The sequence below is a fragment of the Rhodococcus antarcticus genome (assembly GCF_026153295.1).
GTDB lineage: Bacteria > Actinomycetota > Actinomycetes > Mycobacteriales > Mycobacteriaceae > Rhodococcus_D > Rhodococcus_D antarcticus.
Map to the genome: position 1 here is coordinate 3,478,061 of NZ_CP110615.1, position 21,155 is coordinate 3,499,215.

Genomic DNA, 21,155 nt, shown 5'->3' on the forward strand with positions numbered 1-21,155 from the left:
ACCCCGAAACCGCACCCACCCACCCACCCACCCACCCACCCACCCACCCGCCGTGACGGGGCGGGGCGTGGCGTGGTTCATCACAGGGGTGCTCCCCACCGGGGTAAGGGGACGCCGACCGATGTGGCCGCGAAGCCCCCAACAGTGTCCCCGCCACCGTGTGGCGCCACTCAGCCGTGGGCGTTCGTGATGAGCTGGCGTCTGCTGTTGACGCCGGCTTTGGCGAAGATGGACCGCAGGTGGTCGTTGACCGTGTACTCGCCGATGCCCAGCACGGCGGCCACACCTCTGGTGTCGGCGCCACCAACGAGGTGCCCGACGAGTTCTCGTTCTCGGGCCGTCAGGCCGATCACGCGGCAGTAGACCTCGAGCCGCTGTGCGGGTGGGGCGTGTTCGATCGTGACCGCGATCATCGCCCCGGTTTCCGGTTCGGGATCGAGCCGGGCGGCCCGGACCTGGAGCCACCTCCCGCCACCCCGGTGCAGCCGGGCGGTGGGCGCGTGGGTGTCGATGCCGCTCTCGAGGGCGAGGAGCTGGGCGGCGACGTTGAGGGCCACGGCGGGAACCGGGGACTGCCCCGGCAGGGTTGGGAGCAGCGCGCGGAGCTGGGTGTCCGCCTGGGCGGTCTGCGTAGCGAGCTTGAGCGTGTCGTTCAGCAGCAGCACCGCGGGACCGTCGGACGGGGCCTTCTCGGCGGGCACCGCGAACGTGCCGGCCAGACTTGCACGCAGGCTCTGGGTCAGCTCCGGTAGGACGCTGGCGAGGAACGCTCGGTCCGACCGGGAGAACGCGCGCGAAGTGGGTGCGCTGCGCCAGAGGTCGAGGAACCCCCAGCAGCCCTGGGTGTCGCGCAGGACCATCGAGGCGACGTCGTGGACGCCGTAGCTGCGCAGGAGCTCACGCCACACGAGGCTCTGGTCCAGGTGGCCACCGGTAGCTCCGACGAGCGTCGCGACCTCGTCTCCGGCCAGGGTTGTCCATCTGTTCGTCGGTGTCAGGTACTTGAGCCGGATCAGGGTGGGTAGGTCCTGCAGCGACGGCACCTCGGCGAGTGGGGACGCACCTACCGTGGTGGTCGGGTCGGTGAGCACCCAGACGTAGGCGTCGCAGGGCACCACCTGCCGGATCTCGGCGAGCACCGCCGCGCGCACCGCCCGGTCGTCACCCGGCACGGCGCAGATGCGCGCGATTCGCCGTCGCGCACTGTCCTGCTGACGCTCACCGGGCACACCCGATCATGGCATCGCCCCAGCCCGCGGAGGTGGTTGCTCGTCAACCCCAACAACTCGGGATGCCGACGACGATGCCGCGCTGGCTAGCGTCGGAACACACGATACCGATCAGCGATCCGACCCGGAGGAGACCACCGTGCACACCATGATCGTGACCATGACCTTGGATCCCGCCCACCGCGACGAGGTGGACCGGCACTTCCGGGACCAGGTGTCGGTGTGGGCGAAGGCCCAGCCCGGCTTCGTGACCGGCCAGTGGCTTCGCAGCGACGACGGCACCAAGGGTCTCGGCGTGGTCAGCTTCGCGTCGAACCAGACGGCGACCGCGGCGGCGGCGGGACCACGCACATCACTCCCGGCACCAGCATGGTCAATCGACTCCGTCGAGATCTTCGAGCAGATCACGCAGAACTGAGCGACGCCGAGGCCCCCAGGGGCACGACACCCGAACGAGCCCACGTCTGTAGCCCGACCTGCACCGACATCCCACCGCCGCATGGGGCGAGCAATCGCATTAGAGGTGCAGTTCAAGCCCCAGATTCCGGCGAGCGGGCGGCCCGGTGTGGGCGACCTGGGTGCAGCTGCGAGGTCCGTCAGGAGGAGCGGCGTGCCGTCGCGTGATCGCGAGTGCCGCCGACGGGAAGCGTGCCCCACGCGCGCACTGTGAACTATAGTTGACATGTGGTTGAGGTCGTCACGTGATCGACGTTCGACCAGTGGCTGCGCTCCGGGGATTAACTGGTCCTGCTGCTCACCGGAGGGGAGAAGTCGACCCAGGCCGCGGACATCAGGACCGCCCATGACATAGCTCGAAGCTGGCACCGCAGCCAAGGAGAAGCCCGATGAGCACCGACGCCGAGACCTTCACCCCCTTCGACACGGCCAGCTACCTTGACACCGTCGAGGACGCGGCGGCCTACCTGGAGGCGATCATCGAGCAGGCCGACGACGACCCCACGGTCATCGCCCAAGCGCTGGGGTCGATAGCCCGCTCAAGGAACTTCAGTCAGATCGCCCGGCAGGCAGGCATGAGCCGCGAAGGGCTCTACAAGGCACTGTCCGCCGACGGCAACCCCAGCCTCGCGACCGTCGTCAAGGTGTCCCGCGCACTGGGGCTGCGGCTGCACTTCGAAGCCATCGCCTGAGCCGCCAGCGCCAGGTCGCCAGCAGGTGCACCACCGTGGGGGACTGGGCTACCTAGCCGGCCAAGGCTCCACACTTGTCATAAAATTACTGCTGGGGGGCAGACCTGACGGGGCTACCGACCACGACCCAGATGGTTCATCTAGAGATCCCGGGACGCGAAACTTTTTTACCGCCAATTACGAGCCCAGTCCGTACCGGTAGCCAGCCCGTGAGGGGGACGTCCGTGAGGGCTTCTTCAGCGAACCTCGACGGGGCCGTGGCCCGGGCCGCGGAGTCGGGCGGCCACCCTGCCGCCCACCGCCTCCCTCGCGGCGGCCGGGGACGCGGGGCTGCCCCCGTCGGCTACCCCCTCGCGGCGTGGCTCGCGCCGCCGTACCTGGTGGTGGTGGGGCCGGGTTCGCGGTGGGCCTCGCGCTCGTCGTCGCGGCGTGGCGGTAGGCCAGGCCGGAGTACGGCACCAGCACCCACGTCACCGGCGCGACGGCGGCCGGTCCCGTCGCTCGTGGTGCGCGGGGACCAGCCGAGGGCTCAACCGGACGAGGGCGAGCATGGCGACCAGCTCCACCAGGGTCTGGGTGACGACCACGACGGGCGTGAGCTCGAACCCGGCGGGCAGTGCGAGGGCGAGCGGGAGGACGACCAGGCTGTTGCGGGTCACCCCGCTGAAGACCACCGCACGGCCACCCGCAGGGTCGAGGTGACCGGCCCGCGCCGCCGCCACCCCGACGCCGACCATGACGAGGGCGAAGAGCGCGAAGACGGGGACCACCTGGGCGACGGTGCCCATCGCACCCCGCACCGCCGGGACCTGCGAGGCGACGACGACCAGCAGGGTCACCGCCAGCAGGGGCACCATCAGCGAGGTCATGACCTCGGTGACGGTGACGCCGGCACGGTGTCGGCGGGCGAGGAGCTCGGTGGCCAGGGCGAGCAGCAGCGGGATCGCGATGAGCACGGTGAACGCCCGCACGAAGGGGCCCGGGTCCACCACGTCGGCGACCTCGGGGCCGAGCAGGACCAGCAGGTACAGCGGCAGCAGGAGCAGCTGGGCGAGCATGAGCAGAGGTGTGGCGGCGAGCAGGCGGTACGACGACCCTCCGGCCAGGCCGGAGAAGACGATGACGTAGTCGACGCACGGGGTCAGCAGGACCAGCAGCACCCCGAGCAGCACCGCCTGCCCGCCGGGCACCAGGGGCATCAGGGCCCACACCACCAGGGGGACGACCGCGAAGTCGACCACCAGCACCACCGCCAGGAACCGGGCGTCCCGGAAGGCCCGGGTCAGGGCGGTGAACGGCACCTGCAGGAACGTGGCGAACAGCAGCGCCGCCAGCACCGGCTCGATGGCGTGCTCCAGCGGCGGCGCAGTGCCCGGGACGACCAGGCCCAGCACGGCGCCCGCGGCCAGCGCCAGCAGGTAGACCCCGATCTGGTGGTGGTCCGCCCACGCCACCAGGCGGACGGTCGGACCCGGTCCGGCACCGGTCGCCCGGACCTTCCCGCTCACCGGTGCACCACGGGACCGTCGACGCCCAGCCGCACCTGCCCGACACCTCCACCACCACGTCACCGCCGCCCCCACGCGTTGGGGGCGCTAGGGGGTCGATCCGACTCAACAGCTCCCCGACGTGTGGCAGGCCGTCAACGGCACGGTATGGGGCTCCGCCGCCACGCACACCTCCGGGTCCACCGTCCCCTTCGGCGGCCGCGGCACCGGCTCGGCGCCGAGCAGATCGACCAGGCAGGAGGTGCGGCATGCTGGGGCCCATGAGCATCCACATCACCGGCGACGCGGCGGCCGACGAGATCCTGGCCGACCCCTTCGCGTTGCTGCTCGGGATGCTCCTGGACCAGCAGTACCCCATGGAGCACGCCTTCCGCGGCCCGGCGAAGATCACCGACCGCTTCGGCGGTGTGGACCCGGTGGCGATCGCCGAGGCCGACCCGGAGGAGTTCGCGACGATGTGCGCGACCACCCCGGCCGTGCACCGCTATCCCGGGTCGATGGCCACCAAGATCCAGGCGGTCGCCCGGATCGTCGTGGACGACTACGCGGGCCACGCCGAGCGGATCTGGACCGAGGCGGCCGACGGCGCGGACCTGGTGAAGCGGATCGAGGCCCTGCCCGGGTTCGGGAAGCAGAAGGCGAAGATCTTTACCGCCCTGGTGGCCAAGCAGCTCGGGGCGGGGCCCGCCGGGTGGGAGAAGGCCGTGGGGGACTACGCGCTGGAGGGGTACCGCTCGGTGGCCGACGTGGTGGACCCCGCGTCGCTGCGACGCGTGCGGGACTTCAAGCAGGAGCAGAAGAAGGCCGCCACGACCGCGAAGGGCTGAGCGCCAGCCGCTCACGGGGTCAACGCCCCACCCGCTCCGATCAGGATGCTGGAGGGGGTGCCGCTCGTCCGTAGCCGTCGCAGCGCTTCTCGCACCGTGTGCCGGGAGACCCCGTGGTCGGCAACCAGCTCGGTCTCCGTCGGTCGACGGGCCGGCGACGTGGGCACGTGGGCCTCCCGGGTGCGAGGTGCACAGGGGTGGGGCTGGACCGTCGTGCCACAACCCGGTACGGTACGGATGTACGTACTTATCTGGAGGAGAGGGCGACCATGCAGGTCGAGACGATCGAGACCCCGTCGCTGGGGGACCGGAGCTACCTGGTGCACGACGGCGTGGTGGCGCTGGTCGTGGATCCGCAGCGGGACACCGACCGGGTGACTGCTGCGGCGGCCAGGCTGGGTGTGCGGATCGCAGCGGTGGCCGAGACCCACCTGCACAACGACTACGTCACCGGTGGTGTTCACCTGGCCCAGGAGCTGGGGGTGGACTACCTGGTCAACGCCGCCGACACCGTCGACTTCACCCGTCGCCCGGTCGCCGACGGCGAGGTGGTCGAGGTCGGCCGCCTGCGGGTTCGGGTCGTGGCGACTCCCGGGCACACCCACACCCACCTGTCCTACGTCGTCACCGACACCGGGGGGCCTGGGGATTCCGCCGGGCCGGGGGAGGCGGTGTTCTCCGGCGGCAGCCTGCTGTTCGGCTCCGTGGGGCGCACCGACCTGGTGTCGCCGGCGGACACCGACGGGCTGACCCACGACCAGTTCCACTCGGTGCGTGCCCTGGTCTCGGTGGCCACCGACGAGGCCGCGCTGTTCCCGACGCACGGTTTCGGGTCCTTCTGCTCCTCGGGCCCGGCAACCGGTGCGGACAGCTCCACGGTGGGGGAGCAGCGGCGCAGCAACCACGCCCTGACCACCACCGACGAGGACCGCTTCGTCGCCGAGCTCATCGCGGGCCTGGCTGCCTACCCCACCTACTACGTGCACATGGGCCCGGCCAACGCCCACGGTCCGTCCGCGCCGGACCTCGCCGTGCCGGCCCCGCTGAGCGCCGACGAGCTGCGCGACCGACTCGCCGGTGGTGGGTGGGTGGTGGACCTGCGGACGCGGCGGGCCTTCGCCGACGGGCACCTCGCGGGCACCTTGTCCTTCGAGCCCGGGGCGAGCTTCGTCACCTACCTCGGCTGGACCGTGCCCTGGGGTGAGCCGCTGACCCTGCTCGGCTCCGAGGACGACGTCGCCACCGCGGTCCGCGAGCTGGCCCGCATCGGCTGGGACCACCCCGACGCCGTGCTCGGCGACCCCCTCCAAGCCCTGCCCGGGCACCCCGTGCACTCCTACCGGCGCGCCGGGTGGTCGGAGGTTCTCACCGAGGAGCCTGCCCTGGTCCTCGACGTGCGCCGCACCGACGAGTACGCCGCGGGGCACCTGCCGGGTGCGCTGAACATCCCGTTGCACGAGCTGCTCTCCCGGACCGAGGAGGTCCCGGACGGGCAGGTGTGGGTGCACTGCGGATCCGGCTACCGCGCCGGGGTCGCGGCGAGCGTCCTGGACCGGGCCGGGCGTGACGCCGTCCACGTCGACGCCGCGTTCGACGAGGCGGTCGGCGCCGGGCTCACCGTCACCACCGACGCCCGGGGTCGGCCCGGCACGGTGGTCTGATACGTGACCACCGTCGTCGCCCTGCTCGCCGGAGCGGTCATCGGCGTTCTCCTCGGCGCACTCGGTGGCGGCGGTTCGATCCTCACCGTCCCGGTGCTGGTCTACGGCCTGGGACAGGGCACGGGGGCGGCCACCACGGCCTCGCTGGTCATCGTCGGGATCACCTCGGTCGTCGCCGCGGCCGGGCACCACCGCGGCGGCCGGGTGCGGTGGGCCCCAGGCTTGGTCTTCGGCCTGCTCGGGTCGGTCACCGCGCTGCTCGGGACCCTGGCGGCCAGGCACGTGGCCCCGGCCGTGCTGCTGCTCGGCTTCGCGGTCCTGATGCTGCTGGCCGCAGCAGGGATGGTTCGCCGAGACCGGCACGTCCAGGCCCGCGACGACGCGCCCGCCGAGGCCGGCCGCGACACCCGGGTCGCCACCCGGACCCGCACCGCCACCGGTCGGCGGGTGCTCCTGGTCTCCGCCGCACTCGGGGTCGGACTGCTCACCGGGTTCTTCGGGGTGGGCGGGGGTTTCGTCATCGTGCCCGCCCTCGTGCTCGCCCTGCAGCTGCCGATGCCGGTCGCCGCCGCCACCTCGCTCGTGGTCATCGCCCTGAACAGCGGGGCAGGACTGCTCGCCCGGTGGGGTCACCTCGACATTCCGTGGCACGTCGTGCTCCCGTTCACCGCCGCCGCCGTGCTGACCTCCCTGCTCGGCGGCCAGGTCGCCCAGCACGTCCCGGCCCGGCTGCTCACCCGCGGTTTCATCGCGCTGCTCGTCCTCGTCTCCGCCTACGTCGCGGTGCGGGCCGGGACATCGCTGTGACCGACCCGGTGCCAGCATCTCCGCGCTCGTCCGGGCGCGCACCCTGCACGACACAGAAGGAGTGACGTGACCCAGCTCGTGATCGACTCAGTGCATCCGTTCGCGCTCGATGGGCCGGATGGTCCGGTGACGGTGCTCGCAGGCCCGGGGGGTCCGGGAGGCCTGGTGGGCGTGGGGGGCGGGTTCGGCAGCATCACTGCTCTGCTGGTGGTGTTCGCGGTGGTCGCTCTGCTGGCGGTGGTGGCCCGGTTGACGACCTCCCGCCGCCGTGGTCGCGGCCGCGGCACCGGAGTGGCTGAGCTCGACCAGCGAGACGTGCGGAGGGGTGGGTCGTCGTGATGGGTGGGTTCGGGATGGGTGTCGGGTGGCTGTTCGGGCTGCTGATGCTGGCCGGGGTGGTGGCGTTGGTGGTGGTCGGGGTGCGCGCAGCGCGCGGCGGGATCGGGGGTGGACCCATCCGGTCGACGCCCGCCGACCGATCGGCGGGAGCACGGCAGATCCTGGAGGAGCGGTACGCCCGGGGTGAGCTCAGCACCGAGGAGTACCAGGAACGACGCGAGACCCTCGGCGGCGGCTCGTGACCGGGGCCATCAGCCGCCGGAGCTTCATTCTCGTTGGTGGCGCCGGAGTCGTGGCCACCGCGGTCGGCGGCATCGGACTGGTCCGCTCGTCCGGGTCGGGCTTCGACCCGGTCGTCGGTGGGCCGCTTCGGTCGCCCCCGGTGCTGGCCAGCTCGGGTGGGGTGCTGGTGGCCACGTTGGAGGCGGCGCGGTCCCAGCTACCGGTGGCCGGTCGGGTGGTGACCGCACTGGGGTACAACGGTGGGCTGCCGGGCCCGACGCTCCGGGTGCACCCCGGTGACCTGGTGCGGGTGAGCCTGGTCAACCGGTTGGACGTGCCGACGAACCTGCACGTGCACGGCCTGACCGTGTCACCCGAGCGCAACGGGGACAACGTGTTCCGACGGGTGGCCCCGGGGGAGACCGGGCAGTACGAGTACCGGCTGCCGGCGGATCACCCACCGGGGGTCTTCTGGTACCACCCGCACGTGCACGGGGCGGTCGCCGACCAGGTCTTCGGTGGCCTCTACGGCGCGATCATCGTCGAGGACCCCGCCGCCAGCGCGATCGCGGCCCGGGACGAGGTGATGGTCATCTCCGACACCACCATCGACGGCGGCGAGGTCTCCGGGTCGGTGTCGGCGATGCAGCGGATGCGTGGGCGGGAGGGTGAGCTGCTGCTGCTCAACGGACAGGCCAGCCCGACGATCGCTGCGCGCCCCGGGGAGCGGGTGCGGTGGCGGGTGGTCAACGCGTGCGCGTCCCGCTACGTGACCCTGCAGCTCGAGGGTCACCGGTTCGGCGTGCTCGGGGTCGACTCCGGGCGCACCGCGGCGCCGCAGGACACCGAGCAGGTGACCCTCGCCCCGGGCAACCGGGCCGACCTCCTGATCACCGCCGGCGCCGGGCGCAGCGTGCTGCGCGCCCTTCCCCACGACCGGGGCGGGTCGATGATGGGGGGCACGAGCACCGGGCAGGCGACGACGCTGGCCACCCTGGAGGTGACCGGTGAGCAGGCCGCCGCACCGTCGCCGGTGCCCGTGCAGCCGGTGCCCACCGACCTGCGGGGTGCTCCGATCTCCGGGCGACGCACCCTGACGTTCGCCATGGGCATGGGCATGGGGATGGGTGGCGGTATGACGGCCACCATCGACGGGGCGACGTTCGACCCGCAGCGGGTCGATCAGGATCCCCGCTCGGGCACCGTGGAGGAGTGGGTGCTGCGCAACACCTCGACCCTGAGCCACCCGGTGCACCTGCACGTCTGGCCGATGCAGGTCGTCAGCCAGGACGGCACCCTGGTGGCGGGCGTCGTCGTCCGGGACGTCGTCGACGTCCCGGCCGGCGCCAGCGTCACGGTGCGCATCGCGTTCACCGGACCGGTGGGTCGCACCGTCTACCACTGCCACATCCTCGACCACGAGGATGCCGGGATGATGGGCGTCGTCGACGTCCGTTGAGCGATCCGCGTGCGGCCCTTGCTGTCGAAGGAACTGAGGCGGAGGGTACTTCCGTGGCCAGGAAGAGATGGACCGAGCTTGATCCTCACGTTCGCCGGCTGATCGTCGTGGGGGGAGCCGTCGACGGTGTGCTGAAGGTTGCCGCCCTGGTCGATCTGTACCGGCGCCCTTCTGGTGGGGTCAGGGGTTCGAAGAGGCGATGGGCAACGGCGATCACACTTGTGAGCTCAGCAGGCGTCGTACCCGTCATCTACTTCCGCTACGGACGCCGTAGGTAGCTGGTGGCAACGGGCTCTGCCGGTCCACAGGCGGATCGGCGACCGCGGCACGGGTAGGTGGCGGCACGTGGGGCGCCAGCCCTGTGCGGGCTCAGGCCAGGAAGGTTCTCCAGCCCCCGGTCGGGGCGACCCCGGGGCTCAGCGTGCGCAGGCGGGCGATGACGGCGGGGTCCTGGACGTCGAGCCAGTCCACCAGCTGCCGGAAGGACACCAGCCGGACGTCCTCGTGGGCGGCGATGGTCGTCAGCACCTGCTCGACGGCGTCCATGTAGATGCCGCCGTTCCACTGCTCGAAGTGGTTGCCGATGAACATGGGGGCCCGGTTGCTGGTCAGCGCGCGGGTGAAGCCGGCGAGGTAGGACTGGTAGGCCTGCGTGCGCCACTCCGCGAAGCGTGCGGGGTCACCGTCCGGGTCGCCGCCGTTCTGCTTGTACATGAGGTTGTAGTCCATCGACAGCGTCTGGTGGGCCCCGTCCCCGGCGAACGGGATGGACTGCAGCGGCAGGTCCCACAGGCCGGACTTCTTCGTCGGCCACACCTGGCTGCCGCCGGGCGAGCTCGCGTCGTAGCGCCAGCCGAGCTCGGCGGCGGCGGGCAGCAGGTTCTTCTGCCCCTCCAGGCAGGGTGCGCGGCCGCCCACCAGCTCGGTGGCGTAGTCGAAGGGAAGCGGCGGGGCGTCGGGGGCGGCGGCGTTCGTCCGCCAGGTCTGGACGAACCCCACGGCCTGGTCGATCTCGCTGCGCCACTCCTGCGGGGACCAGCGCCCCGCGCCGTTCGTCCCGCAGAAGTGCCCGTTGAAGTGGGTGCCGATCTCGTGGCCGTCGATCCAGGCGAGCCCGATCTCCGACATCGTGGCCAGCACCTCGTCGCGGTTGAACAACCCGATCGCCGAGGCGCCGACGCGGTGCTGGGGCGGGTGGTACAGCTCGCGCCGGTCCACGGGCAGTGCGTAGGTGCCGGTGAGGAAGAAGGTCATGCTCGCGCCCAGGTCGGCGGCCAGCGAGCGGAAGCGCGGGAACTGCCCGGTCGCCAGGTTGCCGGCGCCGTCCCAGGAGAACACCACGAACTGGGGCGGGGTCTCACCGGGCGCGAGCGGTCGGGGCGTGGGCTGGTGGGGCTGCGGTCCGGTGTCGGAGGTCGAGCCGTCGCCGATGAGCCGCAGCACCGGTCGACCGGAGGCCGTGGTGGTGGCGGCCGCGGGGGTCGTGGTGCTCGCCGCGGAGGCCGACGTCTGGTCGACGGTGCTGCTGGCCGACCCGGCCGCGACCGTCGGCGTGGACTCGGTGCAGGCGGCAACCGCCGTCCCGACCGCGGCGGCCAGGAGCGTGCGCCGGGAGATCATCGACACCGCGTCGTCCCCCTCCACGGGTGCTCCGCCGCCCCCAACGGCCATCACCCTAGGTGGATGACGGTCGGGGGCGGGTTACCCCGCACCCCGACCCGCCGGGCCGGCACCGGGTGGCGGGCCGAGAACAGCTGGGGCACCACCTCAGACTCGGCACTCCAGGGCTGCAGACCGGTCGGCGGCGAGGGAACCCTGATGCTGGGATGCTGGTGAGGTGAGCGCTGAGACCCTCGCCCTGCTGGGCCTCGCGCTGGGTGTCGTGGTGATCGCCGGCTCGGCCGTCGCGAGCCGCACCGGGCTCCCGGCCCCCGTCGTGCTCGTGGTGTTCGGTCTGCTCGCGAGCCTGGTACCCGGGGTCCCCTCGCTGAACCTGCCGCCCGACCTGGTGTTCCTGGTGTTCCTGCCGCCGCTGGTCTACCGGGCCTCCTTCCTGACCCACCCCAGGACGCTGCGCCGTCACGCCACCCCGCTGGCACTGCTCTCGGTGGGACTGGTCCTGACCACCGCGCTGACCGTCGCGCTCCTGGTCTCCCACCTCGTGCCCGGGGTTGGGTTCGCCCAGGGGTTGGTGCTCGGGGCGGTGGTCGCGCCCACCGACCCGGTCGCCGCGTCCGGGATCTTCGGCCGGCTCGGGGCACCCCGCACCGTCGTCGACATCGTCGAGGGCGAGAGCCTCGTCAACGATGCCACCGCCCTGGTCCTCTACGCCGTCGCGGTCCAGGCGGTCGTCAGCGGGCCCCCCACCGTGCTCGGCGCGGCCGGCGGACTGGCCGTGGCCGTCCTCGGCGGTGTCGCCATCGGCCTGGTGACCGGGCTCCTGGTCGTCGTGGTCCGCACCCGGATCCGCGACGTCGGCCTGCAGCTGCTGCTGTCGCTGTTCACCCCCTACGCCGCCTACGTCCTCGCGGAGAAGGCGACGGCGTCGGGGGTGCTGGCCGTCGTCACCGCCGGGGTCCTGATCGGCAGCCGCAGCGGCGGCATCTTCGGCTCGACCGCCCGCCTGCAGACCACGGCGTTCTGGTCGCTGCTCGACGTCGTCCTGAACTCCGTGCTGTTCGTGCTGCTCGGCCTGGAGATCCGCACCGTCCTCGGAGACCTCCCCCCGGACGGGATGTGGCGGCTGACCGGCTACACCGTGGCGGTCGTCGCCACCGTCGTGTCGCTGCGCATGGCGTGGCAGCTGCTCGTGCCACCCCCGGTCTACTGGCTCCGTCAGGTGCTGGGCCGTCCCCGCTCCGACAGCTCCGTCGCCGAGCGGGTCGTCATCGGCTGGACGGGGATGCGGGGCGCCATCAGCCTCGCCGCCGCCCTGGCCATCCCGCTCACCGCCGACGGGGCACCGTTCCCCGCGCGTGCCCTGCTGCTGTTCCTCACCGTCGCCGTCGTGCTGTTCACCCTCCTCGCCCAGGGCACCACCCTGCCGTTCGTGCTGCGTCGCGCCGGGCTCGCCAACGACGAGAGCGAGGCCGAGCAGGAGCGCGACGCCCGCCTCGCCCTCGCCGAGGTCGCCCTCGCCCGCCTCGACGAGCTCGAGGACAGCGGCGAGCTGCCCGCGGGCGGCGCCTCGCCCCTGCGGCAGGTGTGGGAGCAGACCCGAAGCAAGCTCCAGGCCTCCGGGACGGACCCCGACGACGCCGGCGAGGGCGGTGTCGAGGTCGACCTCACCACGCTGCGCCTGGACCTCGCCGAGCGCCAGAGCCGCGAGCTCGACCGACTCAGCGCCACCGACGAGATCGCGCCCGAGGTCGCCCGCACCCTGCGCCGGGAGATCGACCTCCAGCAGATGCGACTGGGCGGAGGGGACAGCTGACGCTGGGAGCCGGTCGTCGTGGTGCGGGCGGTGGTGGTGAGGCAGGCTAGGTGCGGTGGCTGACGCCGACGTACCGACACCCGGCGCCCCGCGGCCTCGCCGGCCACCTCGCGCGATCGACGGGCGCACGTGGCGGCGGGCCGCGTTCGCGCTGTTCGCCGTGGCCGCCGGGACCAACGTGCCGACGCCGCTGCTGCTGATCTACCGCGACACGCTGCACCTGTCCCCGGCCGTGCTGACCGCGGTGTTCGGCATCTACGCCGCGGGCCTGGTCCCGGCGCTGTTCCTGGCCGGGCCCGCCTCCGACCGGCTCGGGCGCCGCAGGATCGTGCTGCCCCTGATGGTGCTCAGCGGCCTCACGTCGCTGCTGCTAGTTGCCGCCGGCAGCTCGCTGTTCGTGCTGTTCGCCGGCCGGTTCCTGCAGGGCGCGGTCAGCGGCGCCGTGTTCGGGGTCGGTAGCGCCTGGGTCGCCGAGCTGTCGACCGACGCCTCCACCGCGGGCCGTCGGGCCGCGGTCGCGATGACCGCCGGGTTCTCCCTCGGCCCGCTCGTGGCGGGCCTGCTCGCGCAGTACGTGTCCGCCCCGACCACGCTGCCCTACCTGGTCCACGTGGCCCTGGTCCTCGTGGGCCTCGCTGCTGTCCTCACCCTGCCCGAGACCGTCGTCCCCAGCCGTGGCCCCACCACCCGCGGGCCACTGCTGGAGCCCGGCGACCGGGGCACGGTGCTCACCGTCCTCGCCCCGCTGGCCATCTGCGTCTACGCGTTCCCGTCCGTGGTGATCACCGCCGTGCCGCTGCTGGTCACCACCAGCGCGCCGCCCGTGCTGTTCATCGGGGTACTGGCCGGAATCACCTCGGGAGCCGGCGCACTCGCCGTCCCCCTGCAACGACGCCTCGCCCGCCGCACCGCCCCGATCGCGGCCGGCCTCGGCGCCGTCGGCTTCGTTCTGACCATCCTCGGCGCCGGCTCCGGGTCAGCGTTGCTGCTGCTCGTCGCCGCCCTGCTGCTCGGTGCCGGCGGCGGGCTCGCCCTGTCCAGCGGGCTCGCCCTCACCGCGCGCCTGGCCCAGCCCGGTCGCCGCGGCGCCCTGAGCGCGGTCTTCCTGGGCAGCGCCTACCTCGGCTTCGCCGCCCCCTACGTGACCGCGACGACCTCCGCAGCCACCACCGTCCAGGTCCCTCTCGCCGCGTTCGCCGCCCTGTCAGCCCTGCTCTGCGCACGCCTGACCCTGGTCACCCGCCGAGGCCTCGACTGGTGAGCCACGGGCCACGAGCTGCACGGCTCGTGGCCTACGGTCTGGGCCATGCCGGGACGGATGGACGGCCAACCGGCCCGCACGGGCCCGCTCGGACCGGCGGTGGCCGCCCCGACGTCAGGCACGGGGGCCGAGGCCCTCCCGGTGACCGTGCTGGTGGTGCTGGCCGCGGCGGTGTTCACCGCGATCACCACGGAGGTGCTGCCGGTCGGGCTGCTCCCGGTGATCAGCGCGGGCCTGCACACCAGCGAGTCCCGCGTGGGGCTGCTCGTGTCGGCCTACGCCGGCGTCGTGGTGCTCGGGTCCATCCCGCTGGCCGCGGTCGTCGTCCGCTGGCCCCGGCGCACCGTGCTCTGCACCCTGCTGGTGACGTACGCGCTGAGCAACGCCGTCATGGCCACCGCCGGTGCCTACTGGATCGCCCTCGTCGCCAGGCTGCTGGGCGGCCTGGCCCACGCCGGGTTCTTCTCCGTGGTGTTCGCCGCGGCCGTCAGCGTCGCACCGGCCGGCAGGCAGGGTCGGGCGATCGCGCTCGTCGGCGCGGGCACCGCCGCCGCCCTGGCTCTCGGCGTCCCGCTCGGCACCGCCGTCGGCACCGCGATCGGCTGGCGCTGGGCCTTCGCCGCCTGCGCGATCGCCATGGTCGTGTTCGCGGTGCTCACCGCGCTGGTCCTGCCGACGCAGCCGCCGCCCGCCCGGTCCGCGCAGCAGCCGGTCCTCGCGGCGGTCCGTACCCGCCCCCTGCTCGCCGCCGCGGCCGTGACCGTGGTGCTCACCCTGGGCCACTACACACCCTTCACCTACGTCAGTCCCCTGCTGCGCCACGCCGGGGTCAGCGTCACCGGCGTGAGCCTGGTCCTGCTCGGCTACGGAGCCGCCGGCATCCTCGGCCTCGTCGTGTCCGGAGCCGTCGTCGACCGCCACCCGCGGCGAGGGCTGCAGGCCGCGACCGCGCTCACCACCACCTGCCTGCTCATCCTCGGTCTGGCCCCCCACGGTGCCCCCGGCACCGTCGCCGTCCTGGCCTGGGGCTTCGCCTTCGGCACGCTACCCACCCTCATCCAGGCGGTCGCACTGCGCGCCGCGGCGCAGGCCCCCGACGCCGCCCCTGCCGTCGTCAACACGGCCTTCAACATAGGGATCGCCGGTGGCGCCCTCCTCGGCGCCCGTGAGCTGCTCGTCACCACCCCACCCGGCCTCGCGCTCACCGGCGCGGCCCTCACCGCGGTGGCTCTCGTCCTGCTGCTCGCCCGAGCCGGCGGTGAACCACCCGAGGTCGGCGAGGCCTGACGGCCACGGCCACAGCTATGGCTGCGTCGTGGCGGCGGGCGTGGTCGTCGCGGTCTGGGTGGACGGTGCTGGAGCCGAGCTGGGGATGGTCGTCGGCGTGATCGCAGGGCTCGGGCTCGCCGAGCCGGGAGCAGTGCCGGTGGCGGCTCCCGTGGCTGGTGGTGCGGCGGTGCTCGAGCTGGATGGCGCTGTCGTGGGGGGTCCGGCGGTCAGCAGGGCGGCGAGCTGGGTGGAGTCGACGACGAGTGCGGCGGGGGTGGGGGTGCCCGCGGGTGGACTTTGACCGGGTCGAACGGAGGCGGTTCCTGGTGTTGGTGACGGCGGGGTGGAGACGGTGCCGGTGGCCGCACCGGCCGTCGGGGCGGCGGTCGTGGTCACCGTGAACACCACCTGCCTGGTCGTGGTGGACCCGTCGCGCAGGGTGGTGAGCAGCTCGGTGGTGACGGTGCCCCCGTCCTGCACGCTGAGGTTCACGACCTCCCAGGAGGTGCCCTTCTGGAAGTAGGCGGCGACCGTGGCGGGTCCGACCCCCTGCAGCGAGGGTCCGGCGGAGGTGAGTGCTCCGGCGGGGTCGGTGGGCAGGCGTGCCAGCAGGGCGCGCACTGCCTGTTCGGCACCGGCCGGGGTCGTCACGACGGACGAGGTCGGGGCCGGCTGCGTGGAGCTGGTCGGGGCCGCCGCGGACGGTGCGGTGCCCGAGGAGCCACTGAGCACCGCGACGGCCCCACCGCCGGCCAGGACCACCGCGCCGACGCTCGCCGCGATGAGCACCGGCTTGGACAGCAGCACCGCGAAACCCCCGGCCTTCGCGGCGGTGGTGGTGGTCAGCGCGGTGGTGGCAGCACCGGCAGGTGCCACCTCGGGTGCGGCAGCCGCGGCCGCGGCGGGGGCAGCAGCAGCGTCGGCCCCACCGACCACTGCCGCGTCGGCCCCACCGACCACTGCCGCGTCGGCCCCACCGACCACTGCCGCGTCCGCCCCACCGACTACTGCCGCGTCCGCCCCGGCGGCGGCGATGGTGCTGCTGGCGGACCCCACCGACGACGCGGCCCCGACAGCGGCGCCGACGGCGGCCGCGGCGCCGAGACCGGCGGCGACGTGGCTCAGGGGAACCAGCCTGGTGCGGGCGGCGAGCACCTCGGGCACGGCGTCGGGGCGCCCGGCGGCGAGCCCGGCGAGCTCGTCGCGCACCTGGGCCATCGTGGGGCGGTCGGCGGGGTCGGGAGCGAGCATGCGGGCCAGGAGCGGCTCGGCGGCCCCTGCGCGGGTCATCGGGTCGGTGACACCGGCGGCCACCCGGCGCAGCATCACGTAGTGGTCGTCGTCGCGCCCGAACGGTGGTGCACCCTCCAGGCAGGCGAACAGGGTGGCGCCGAGGGAGAACACGTCGCTGGCGGTGGTGGAGGGCGCTCCGCGGGCGACCTCGGGGGCGAAGTAGGCGGGGGTCCCGGTGAGCGTGCCGTCGTCGGTGAGGCGCGGGTCGCCGTCGGCGTGGGCGATGCCGAAGTCGGTGAGCTTGACGATCCCGTCGCCGTCGCCGCCCTCTCCGACGAGCACGTTGGCCGGCTTGATGTCGCGGTGCAGGATCCCGGCGGCGTGGACGTCGACCATGGCGTCGGCGACCTGGGCACCGATCTGTGCGGCCTGGGTGACGGGCAGGACCATCTCGGCGGCGATCACCGCAGCCAGGTCGCTCGAGGGCAGGTGCTCCATCACCAGCCACGGCTCCCCGGCATCCACCGCGACGTCGTAGACGGCGATGGCGTGCACGTTGTTCACGCGTGCGGCGATGCGACCCTCCCTCAGGGCGAGCTCGCGCTGCTCCACGACCTGCTCCGCGGTGGCCCCCGGCGGTGTCAGCACCTGCTTGACTGCGACCACCCGCTTCAGCCGTTCGTCCGTGGCCGTCCACACGGTGCCCATCGCACCGCCACCGATCCTCTCCTCGAGGCGGTAGCGGGCACCGACCAGCGTCCCGACCCCCACGGGGGTCCCGCCCGGTTCGCTCACGTCAACCACTCCTCGTGTCGTCTGCACCGGCTCCGGAGCCGTCCCGCACCCGTGACGTCCACCGCTCCCGCTGGAGGACGGAGACCTGGGGGGTCCGTCGAACCGGTGACCACCGTGACCCCGCCGCGTGATCGTGCCCCACGATGGCCCGGCCGAGCAGAACGATCCGACCCGGCCCGACCCCGCCAGCGGCCAGACCTCGAGGCCACCGCCGTGGAACAGCCGCAGGCACGGGTAGTCCTGGACGACCTCCAGCGCCCGCGCCTCGTCCACCGGGTCGAGGACGGAGAAGGAGCCGACGTTCTCCTCGGCGTCGAGGTACGGCCCGTCCGTGACGACCGGGACGCCGCCCGTGCTGCGCACCGCCCGGGGCGCGGTGTCGACCCCGTCGACGGACACCATCTCCCCCGATCGCTGCAACGCCGCGGCGAAGGCATCCACCTCGTCGTCGCCCCACACGAGGATCCAGCACGTCCACGCCGCGCCTCGGCCAACGGGTGGGCATCAGCGTCTTCCGCCGCCCGCACGGTCACATCGGGCCCGGTGGTGCCCGGTCGGGGCGTTCCTCCGCTCCCGGCGCGACGCACCGACCCCAGCCCAGGCCGGGATCGATGCGTTCCCCGGACCGCGCCGGGTGCCGGGGCTGCGCAAGGAGGAGCTCGCGGTCCTCGCTCGCGCGCCGGCTGTCCCTCGACCGGTGCTGCTACCGGTGGGTGCGGTCGTTCACCCGACTCCCACCCCGGCGGCCAGCGCCTTGACGTCGGCCGTGGTGAGCGGTTGGCCACCGATCCCCCAGTCTCCGCTGGCCACCTCCTCGACCACGCACCAGGTCACGCCGCGCATGTTCTCGCCCTCGATGCTGACCAGGGCGTCGGTCAGGGTGCGCACGATCTGCTGCTTCTGGTCGGAGTCGAAGACCCCCTCGATGATCTTGACGTTGATGAAGGGCATGGCCGGTCCTCTCGTTGGGTCGAGCTGGTGAGGATCGCCATCGTCCGGGGAGGCTGTTGCATTCGGGTTGCACCGGCCGCTCACGCTCCGCGCCACCGGGTCAGACGGCGCGCACGAGGGAGTCCCTGGCGTAGGCCACCGCGTCGGTGACGCGCAGAGCCCGGCCGTGGGCTGCCGCGACCACCGATGGACTACCGGAGGCGAGGAGCCGGTCTGCGCTCGTGGCGTCCAACGGCGAGGACTTGCCCGCCGCGGTGATGCAGTGGTGCAGCACGAGGGCTTCCTCCCGCGCGCCCAGACGGACGAGAAGCCGGGTGACGTAACGCAGGTTCAGCCACTGCTGCGTCAGATCCCCCACCCGCTGCCAGTGATCGAGCACCTCGAGGAAGTCGTGGGCGGCGAGGAGAGGATCTCCCCGTACCGCGCGGGTCGCGGCCGCCTCCATCAGAGCGACGCCCTGCCACCACCGGTTGTGCACCGACGCCGCGAGCCCGGCCGCTTCGTCGAGCAGGGTCAGTGCCTGCAGCGGTTGGGACTTCTTGAGAACGAGTCCGAGGGCGTAGCGGGCCATGGAGCGGGCCGTGGGGTTGCCGGTGCCGTCGGCGACCGAGAGGCACTCCTGGGCCGCCGCGAGCCCGCGCGTCGGCTCGCGGCGGACGGCCTGGCACACCGCGACGTAGTACAGGGTCCAGACGAGCCGGATGGGATCGCCATCGCCCCGTGCGACCTCCACCGACGCCGCGTAGTGCGCGAGGGCCTGGTCGACCTCTCCCTGGTACAGGGCGATGTCGGCCAGCACGTCTGCGGGATACGCGGTCCGTGCGGAGCCCCGGGCCGGGTCTCGCCCGGCAGCGCGGAGGGCGAGGGTTCGGGCCCGGTCGAAGTCCCCGACGTTCCATGCACCACGTGCCGCCGCGCCCGACGCCGCCACGAACAACGGGTGGTCGGCCGGGGCGAGGCTGACGGCACGCTCAGCCCACCCTGCCGACTCGAACCCCAGCCTCAGCTGAGACACCTCGGCGAGAGAGCTGACCAGACGCAGCGCCAGGTCCACGTCGCCGGCGACCGCGTGCTCGAAGGCGACCCGGAAGTTGTCCCCGTCGGGCAGGGTGCGCTCGATCCACGCGGCCTCGTCACGACCTTGCACCCCACCGGCGGCGGCCTCGGCCAAGTTCACGAAGTACAGCGCGTGCCGGTGCGCGAGATCGTCATCTGCTGTCCGCCGGTCGATGCCGTAGGACCGCAGCGTCTCCAGGACTCGGAAGCGGGTCGGACCCGGCCCCGTCCGGGCCACGACCATCGACTTGCTGACCAGGGCCGTGACGAGGTCGAGGCACTCCAGCACGGTGGACCCGGCCTCCCCGCACACCGCGTGCACCGCGGCGAGATCGGCGCCCCCGGCGAAGACCGACATCCCGACGAACAACCGTCGTTCCGCCGCGTCCAACAGCTGGTAGGACCAGTCGATGGTGGTCGCGAGGCTCTGGTGGCGGCGCTCCCTGGTCCTGGACACCTCGGTGAGCAGCCCCGCGTCGCCGAGCCGGTCCAGGACCTCCTCGGCGCTCATCACCGGCATCCGCGCCGCGGCCAGCTCGATGGCCAGCGGGAGCCCGTCGAGGCGTCGACAGATCCCGGTCACCGCCACCATGGACCGCGGGTCGAGAAGGAGCTGCGGGCGGCTCGCCCGGGCTCGCTGGACGAACAGGGCCGCCGCATCCTGCGCGTCCAGCGGCACCAACGGCCAGAGCTGCTCCCCGCCCACCGACAGTGCCTCCCGGCTGGTCGTGAGAAACACTGCTCGACCGCACCTCGACATGAGCAGCTCGAGCAGCGCAGCCGTCTCGGCCAGCACGTGCTCGCAGTTGTCCAGGACCAGCAGCACCTGCCGGTCGGACAGGTACTCGGCCAGCGCCGCCTCCACGGTGAGGCCGGCCCGCGGGTGCACCCCGAGCTCGGCGGCCACCGCCAGGCTCACACCAACACCAGTCGTGAGGGACGCCAGCTCGCACAACCACACCCCGTCAGCGAACCGGGGACGTTCCCGGCGGGCCACCTCCACCGCCAGCCTCGACTTCCCGACCCCGCCGACCCCCGTGATGGTGACCAGGCGACCTCGACACAGCGCCGCGGCAACCCCGGAGAAGTCCGCCGCGCGGCCCACGAGGTCAGCCCCGCGCCGGGGGAGGATCGACCCCGCCCAGGCTCGTTCCGGAACCAGGTCCGGGTCGTGGTTGAGCAGCTGGCGATGGACCGCTCGGGTCGGCGCGCAGGGTTCGACCCCGAGCTCGGACACCAGGTGGAGCCGCAACCCGGCGTAGGTGGCCAGCGCATCGCCCTGGCGTCCGCACGCGTAGAGAGCCCGCATCAGCAGCACCGCCACGGTCTCGCGTCCCGGGCAGCGCCGCAGCAGCGCCTCGAGCTCCACGACGGCCGCCCGGGACCGGCCCAGACGCAGCAGGGACTCAGCGCGTTCCTCGGTCGCGACGAGCCGCAGCTCGCTCAGCCGGGCCAGCTCCGCACCGGGGTCCACCAGCAGGGGGTCGAACTCCGCCAGTGCCTCCCCCCGCCACAGACCCAGGGCCCCGTCCCAGCTGCGCAGGGCGGCAGCGTGGTCCCCGATCGAGGCCAGGGTGCGCGCCTGTCCCACCAGGCTCGTGAACTGTGCGGAGTCGAGCTGGTCGTCCTGCACCTCCAGCACGTACCCCGGCGCCCGGTACCGCGGCCCGCAGGCCGCGTCGCTGTCCAGCGTCGAGCGCAGTCGCGAGACGTACGCCCGCAAGGACCCCACCGCGTCAGGCGGGGCCTGATGACCCCAGGCCGCCGTCACCAGCCGTTCCACCGAGACCACGACACCCCGCTGCAACACCAGTGCGCCCAGCACGGCGCGCGGCTTCGGGCCACCCAGGGAGAGGTCCGCCCCCCCGGCCGTGACCTCCAGCGGCCCCAGCACGCGGAAGCTGACGGTGGCCCCGCTCACGCCGACGCACCCCCCGCCACCCTGTGGTGAGGAGCA

The 21,155-nt window shown here is 73.1% G+C and carries 17 protein-coding genes; 11 read left to right on the forward strand and 6 right to left on the reverse strand.

Translation table 11 applies throughout. The features are described from left to right. Positions 1 to 170: 170 nt before the first annotated feature. Positions 171 to 1,172, reverse strand: a complete 1,002-nt coding sequence (locus RHODO2019_RS16970; RefSeq protein ID WP_265382882.1) for a helix-turn-helix transcriptional regulator — start codon at positions 1,170 to 1,172, stop codon at positions 171 to 173. A 196-nt stretch (positions 1,173 to 1,368) separates the two neighbouring features. On the opposite strand from RHODO2019_RS16970, the gene RHODO2019_RS16975 reads away from it, so the two are divergent. Then, positions 1,369 to 1,647 (forward strand): antibiotic biosynthesis monooxygenase, encoded by a 279-nt coding sequence (locus RHODO2019_RS16975; protein WP_265382883.1) that lies wholly within the window; start codon positions 1,369 to 1,371, stop codon positions 1,645 to 1,647. A gap of 427 nt (positions 1,648 to 2,074) precedes the next feature. Next, positions 2,075 to 2,377, forward strand: coding sequence for an addiction module antidote protein (locus tag RHODO2019_RS16980; protein WP_265382884.1), 303 nt, complete (start codon positions 2,075 to 2,077; stop codon positions 2,375 to 2,377). Positions 2,378 to 2,847: 470 nt separating this feature from the next. Here the strand turns inward: RHODO2019_RS16980 and RHODO2019_RS16985 are convergent, their stop codons facing one another. After that, positions 2,848 to 3,885 carry an arsenic resistance protein gene (locus tag RHODO2019_RS16985; RefSeq protein ID WP_265382885.1) on the reverse strand — a complete coding sequence of 346 codons (1,038 nt, stop codon included), beginning with the start codon at positions 3,883 to 3,885 and terminating at the stop codon, positions 2,848 to 2,850. A gap of 260 nt (positions 3,886 to 4,145) precedes the next feature. Between RHODO2019_RS16985 and RHODO2019_RS16990 the strand changes: the two genes are divergently transcribed. From RHODO2019_RS16990 to RHODO2019_RS17015, 6 genes are all read left to right on the forward strand, one after another. Beyond that, positions 4,146 to 4,712 carry an HhH-GPD-type base excision DNA repair protein gene (locus RHODO2019_RS16990; protein ID WP_265382886.1) on the forward strand — a complete coding sequence of 189 codons (567 nt, stop codon included), beginning with the start codon at positions 4,146 to 4,148 and terminating at the stop codon, positions 4,710 to 4,712. A 269-nt stretch (positions 4,713 to 4,981) separates the two neighbouring features. Then, positions 4,982 to 6,373 (forward strand): MBL fold metallo-hydrolase, encoded by a 1,392-nt coding sequence (locus RHODO2019_RS16995; protein WP_265382887.1) that lies wholly within the window; start codon positions 4,982 to 4,984, stop codon positions 6,371 to 6,373. Between the two features lie 3 nt (positions 6,374 to 6,376). Continuing rightward, complete coding sequence (locus RHODO2019_RS17000) at positions 6,377 to 7,180, forward strand: sulfite exporter TauE/SafE family protein (RefSeq protein WP_265382888.1); 804 nt, start codon at positions 6,377 to 6,379, stop codon at positions 7,178 to 7,180. 126 nt (positions 7,181 to 7,306) lie between these two features. Then, entirely contained in the window at positions 7,307 to 7,519 is a 213-nt protein-coding gene (locus tag RHODO2019_RS17005) for a hypothetical protein (protein WP_265382889.1), read from the forward strand. After that, positions 7,519 to 7,761, forward strand: a complete 243-nt coding sequence (locus RHODO2019_RS17010) for an SHOCT domain-containing protein (protein WP_265384840.1) — start codon at positions 7,519 to 7,521, stop codon at positions 7,759 to 7,761. The genes RHODO2019_RS17005 and RHODO2019_RS17010 overlap by 1 nt, the downstream gene beginning before the upstream one ends. Positions 7,762 to 7,811: 50 nt before the next feature. Then, a complete protein-coding gene (locus RHODO2019_RS17015) occupies positions 7,812 to 9,200 on the forward strand; it encodes a multicopper oxidase family protein (RefSeq protein WP_265382890.1) in 1,389 nt (462 codons plus the stop codon). A gap of 369 nt (positions 9,201 to 9,569) precedes the next feature. Here the strand turns inward: RHODO2019_RS17015 and RHODO2019_RS17020 are convergent, their stop codons facing one another. Continuing rightward, positions 9,570 to 10,844 carry a polysaccharide deacetylase family protein gene (locus tag RHODO2019_RS17020; RefSeq protein WP_265382891.1) on the reverse strand — a complete coding sequence of 425 codons (1,275 nt, stop codon included), beginning with the start codon at positions 10,842 to 10,844 and terminating at the stop codon, positions 9,570 to 9,572. 193 nt (positions 10,845 to 11,037) lie between these two features. Here RHODO2019_RS17020 and RHODO2019_RS17025 point away from each other — a divergent pair, with 193 nt between their 5' ends. From RHODO2019_RS17025 to RHODO2019_RS17035, 3 genes are read left to right on the forward strand one after another with little or no spacing between them, the layout of a single operon-like run. Then, positions 11,038 to 12,633, forward strand: coding sequence for a Na+/H+ antiporter (locus RHODO2019_RS17025; RefSeq protein WP_265382892.1), 1,596 nt, complete (start codon positions 11,038 to 11,040; stop codon positions 12,631 to 12,633). Between the two features lie 55 nt (positions 12,634 to 12,688). Next, positions 12,689 to 13,894, forward strand: a complete 1,206-nt coding sequence (locus RHODO2019_RS17030; protein ID WP_265382893.1) for an MFS transporter — start codon at positions 12,689 to 12,691, stop codon at positions 13,892 to 13,894. A 45-nt stretch (positions 13,895 to 13,939) separates the two neighbouring features. Beyond that, positions 13,940 to 15,181 (forward strand): MFS transporter, encoded by a 1,242-nt coding sequence (locus tag RHODO2019_RS17035; protein ID WP_265382894.1) that lies wholly within the window; start codon positions 13,940 to 13,942, stop codon positions 15,179 to 15,181. 15 nt (positions 15,182 to 15,196) lie between these two features. On the opposite strand, the gene RHODO2019_RS17040 is transcribed toward RHODO2019_RS17035, so the two are convergent. The 3 genes from RHODO2019_RS17040 to RHODO2019_RS17055 all read right to left on the reverse strand — a co-directional run bounded on the left by RHODO2019_RS17040 (position 15,197) and on the right by RHODO2019_RS17055 (position 21,119). Continuing rightward, positions 15,197 to 17,650 (reverse strand): protein kinase domain-containing protein, encoded by a 2,454-nt coding sequence (locus RHODO2019_RS17040; RefSeq protein ID WP_265382895.1) that lies wholly within the window; start codon positions 17,648 to 17,650, stop codon positions 15,197 to 15,199. A gap of 264 nt (positions 17,651 to 17,914) precedes the next feature. Then, the gene (locus tag RHODO2019_RS17050; protein ID WP_265382896.1) at positions 17,915 to 18,142 is read right to left on the reverse strand and encodes a tautomerase family protein; all 228 of its coding nucleotides are present in this window, start codon (positions 18,140 to 18,142) and stop codon (positions 17,915 to 17,917) included. Positions 18,143 to 18,242: 100 nt separating this feature from the next. Then, positions 18,243 to 21,119, reverse strand: coding sequence for an AfsR/SARP family transcriptional regulator (locus RHODO2019_RS17055; protein ID WP_265382897.1), 2,877 nt, complete (start codon positions 21,117 to 21,119; stop codon positions 18,243 to 18,245). Positions 21,120 to 21,155 lie beyond the last annotated feature (36 nt).

What these genes read in the sequence shown, in the direction of transcription:
- RHODO2019_RS16980 (WP_265382884.1), top strand. Translation starts at nt 2,075, where the DNA reads ATGAGCACCGACGCCGAGACCTTCACCCCCTTCGACACGGCCAGCTAC.
- RHODO2019_RS16990 (WP_265382886.1), top strand. Translation starts at nt 4,146, where the DNA reads ATGAGCATCCACATCACCGGCGACGCGGCGGCCGACGAGATCCTGGCC.
- RHODO2019_RS16995 (WP_265382887.1), top strand. Translation starts at nt 4,982, where the DNA reads ATGCAGGTCGAGACGATCGAGACCCCGTCGCTGGGGGACCGGAGCTAC.
- RHODO2019_RS17010 (WP_265384840.1), top strand. Translation starts at nt 7,519, where the DNA reads ATGGGTGGGTTCGGGATGGGTGTCGGGTGGCTGTTCGGGCTGCTGATG.
- RHODO2019_RS17035 (WP_265382894.1), top strand. Translation starts at nt 13,940, where the DNA reads ATGCCGGGACGGATGGACGGCCAACCGGCCCGCACGGGCCCGCTCGGA.
- RHODO2019_RS17050 (WP_265382896.1), bottom strand. Translation starts at nt 18,142, where the DNA reads ATGCCCTTCATCAACGTCAAGATCATCGAGGGGGTCTTCGACTCCGAC.